The sequence below is a fragment of the Ilumatobacter sp. genome (assembly GCF_049588435.1).
In the GTDB taxonomy this organism is placed as follows: Bacteria; Actinomycetota; Acidimicrobiia; order Acidimicrobiales; family Ilumatobacteraceae; genus Ilumatobacter_A.
On the sequence record NZ_JBAVYV010000288.1, the window covers coordinates 1 to 1,500 of the forward strand.

Consider the following 1,500-nt stretch of genomic DNA (forward strand, 5'->3'; position numbering starts at 1 on the left):
GCGTTGCGATGACGCACAGACGCCGGACCGAGTCGGGGTATGACGCGGCGTGGAGCAGTGCAAGGTCGCCGCCGAAGCAGTAGCCCACGACGTCGACCTGTTCTTCGCCGATCAACTCGCTGATCGCCTCGACGGCGCCGACGATGTAGTGGTCGACGTAGGTCGCCAGGTCGTTGGCGGCGTCGCGCTCGTCGGCCAGGCCCCAGTCGAGGAGGTAGACGTCGAAGCCCGCTTGAAGGAGGTAGGCGACGAAGCTGTTGTGGGGGCGCAGGTCGAACAGCTTCGAGGTTGACACCAGGCTCATCACCAACAGCAGCGGTGTCTCGTGTCGGCGCTGGGTGCTGTCGTAGCGGCGTAGCTGCGCTCGGTCGCGCTCCCACACGACGGTGTGAGGGCTGGTGGCGAGCGGTGGGGCATCGAAGCCGGTGAGGACCTTGAGGCCGTTGCGGGTCCGGTGCAGTCCGCGGTCGAGTTGCTTGCCGAGCCATCCCGCGATCTGGTCGGGTGTTCGCGGGACCACAGGGAGCCGGCGGGTCGCCGACGACGACGAACGCACCGCTCGGGCCATGTTGTCCGCGAAGGCCTCTGAGTGGGTTACCTGCTCGGACAGATTCGCAACAGGTCGCTCGACCGCGTCGAAGGCCTGCTTCCACAACGGCGGCTTCTTGCGTGGCGGCTTCTTCGACGGTGGCGTCTCGGGCGCCTGCTTCTCGGCTGTTGCCTTCTTCGCCGCCGGCTTCTTGGTCGCTGACTTCTTCGTTGCTGGCTTCCGGGTGGCGGTCTTCTTTGCTGTTGTCTTCTTGCTTGCTGTCCTTTTGGATGTTGTCGCCATGTCAGTTCCTCACGTCTCGGTGTTCGTGTCGGCGTTGAAGCGGTCGCGCAGTTCGAACTTGAGGACCTTGCCGGCGGGGTTGCGGGGCAGCACATCGACAAGGTGGAGCCGGGTCGGCAGCTTGTAGCGAGCGAGCGATTCGGTGGCGTAGTCGCGCAGTTCCTCGAGCGTCAGTTCGCCGTCGGTACTCGACGAGACAGCGACGGCGGTGACCGCTTCACCCCATCGTTCGTCGGGCAGGCCGATCACGGCGACCTCGGTGATCTTCGGGTGGGCGAACAGGACGCTCTCCACCTCGGCGGGGTACACGTTCTCTCCGCCGGTGATGACCATGTCCTTGATCCGGTCAGCGATGAACAAGAAGCCGTCGGAGTCGAGGTAGCCGACGTCGCCGGTGTGGAACCAGCCGTCGGTATCGATCGCCTCGGCGGTTGCTTCGGGGCGGTTCCAGTAGCCGACCATGACGTTCGGGCCTCGGGTGCAGATCTCGCCCGCGACGCCCGGTTCGTCGATCACTGAGTTGGTCGGGTCGACGATGCGGACCTCGGTGAACAGCGGCGGTGTGCCGGCCGAGCCGAGCTTGGAGAGGCCGTACTCGGGGTCGAGGATGGTTGTCATCGGGGCGGTCTCGGTGAGGCCGTAGCCCTGCTGGATCGGCACACCACGGT

The 1,500-nt window shown here is 65.7% G+C and carries 2 protein-coding genes; both read right to left on the reverse strand.

The features are described from left to right. Positions 1–832, reverse strand: an 832-nt coding sequence (locus WBV89_RS11235) for an alpha/beta fold hydrolase (protein ID WP_423981440.1), incomplete at its 3' end; no start/stop codon positions are given. 9 nt (positions 833–841) lie between these two features. Then, positions 842–1,500 (reverse strand): AMP-binding enzyme (locus WBV89_RS11240; RefSeq protein WP_423981441.1); only part of this gene is annotated, 659 nt, incomplete at its 5' end.